At 69.2% G+C, this 1,326-nt stretch carries 1 protein-coding gene; it reads right to left on the bottom strand.

Annotated elements, in window-relative coordinates:
• Positions 1 to 8: 8 nt before the first annotated feature.
• Positions 9 to 1,070, bottom strand: a complete 1,062-nt coding sequence (locus AB0C22_RS31235; RefSeq protein ID WP_219468313.1) for an IS110 family transposase — start codon at positions 1,068 to 1,070, stop codon at positions 9 to 11.
• Positions 1,071 to 1,326 lie beyond the last annotated feature (256 nt).

Genomic DNA, 1,326 nt, shown 5'->3' on the forward strand with positions numbered 1-1,326 from the left:
GGACGCTCCTATGGCGTGTCAAGTGGGTGGGGTGGGTTTTCGAGGCGTCGGTAGAGGTCTCGGGCGATGTAGCGCTTGAGGCAGCGTTTGATCTCTCGGTCGGTTTTGCCTTGGGCTCGGCGGCGGTCGGCGTAGGCGCGGGTGCGTTCGTCGTAGCGCAGTCGGGACAGTGCGACGGTGTGTAGTGCGCGGTTGAGTTGCCGGTCGCCTGAGCGGTTGAGGCGGTAACGGGTGGTCTTGCCGGAGGAGGCGGGGATCGGGGCGGTGCCGGCGAGCATGGCGAACGCGGCGTCGTTGCGGCAGCGTCTGGGGTGGGACCAGGCGGTGAGTACGGTAGCGGCGACGATTGGTCCGACGCCGGTGAGGTCGAGCAGGTCGGGCCGCCAGGAACGCACGATCGCGCGGATCGCCGTTTCGTGGCCGGCGGCTTCTGCTTCCAGTGTCCGGATGCGTCGGGCGAGGTCACGCAGCACTGTCAGCGCGGTGGTGGCCTCAATGTCACCGCTGGTGGTGGTGGGTCGCAGCCGGCTGGCGGTGGTGATCATCGCGCGGGTGCTCTGCCCGCGGAAGCGGGTGCGTACTGCCTCCGGGGCGGTGATGACCATCGCGTGTAGCTGCCGTTGTGCGGCGGTGGCGGCTTCGACAGCCGCTCTGCGGGCGGTCAGTCGCATCTGTAACGCGGCCCGCTGAGGCCCGGTTTTGGGCTGCGCCAGTGTGGTGCGGGCCAGGGCGTCGCGGGCGGCGCGTTCGGCGTCGATCGGGTCGGACTTCGCCCCGGCCCGGCGGGCGGGCCGCTTCGGGCGGTCCAGCTCGATGACCAGCTCACCGGCATCGGCCAGGTGGCGGTGAAGGCCGGCGCCGTAGCCGCCGGTGCCTTCGAGTGCCCAGGCCCGCAACCCCGACTGCCCATCGGCCAGGGCCACCAGCTCAGCGTAGCCGTCGGGATCGGTGCTCACCGTGACCCTGGCCAGGACCCCGCCGGTGCGGGTGTCGAGCACGGCGGCGGTGTGGGTGTCTTTGTGGGTGTCGACGCCGATGACGACCTCGACCAGATCTGCCAGCATGGACATGCGTTCTCTCCAAACCGTGGGGACGCAAGGGTCCGGTCCGGTGCGGAGATGGCAGGACTGTGATGAGACACGCCAGCCGCTAACTGGCGGTCAAGCTCCTGATCAGGCCAAACGTCTCCCGCCGGGTCGGACGCCGGCAGTAGCAGACGGACAAGTCCGGCCGAAGGCACGAAACCAGTCAGGCGAAGGGTCACACCTGCTACTGCCGACCATCAGCTCACCACTGATGAACCGACCCCGCCATGCTCACAGTCAG

The sequence above is a fragment of the Micromonospora sp. NPDC048894 genome, assembly GCF_040649765.1.
Taxonomy (GTDB): Bacteria; Actinomycetota; Actinomycetes; order Mycobacteriales; family Micromonosporaceae; genus Micromonospora; species Micromonospora antibiotica.

Coding starts and splice junctions, on each gene's coding strand:
- AB0C22_RS31235 (WP_219468313.1), bottom strand. CDS start 1,070: ATGTCCATGCTGGCAGATCTGGTCGAGGTCGTCATCGGCGTCGACACC.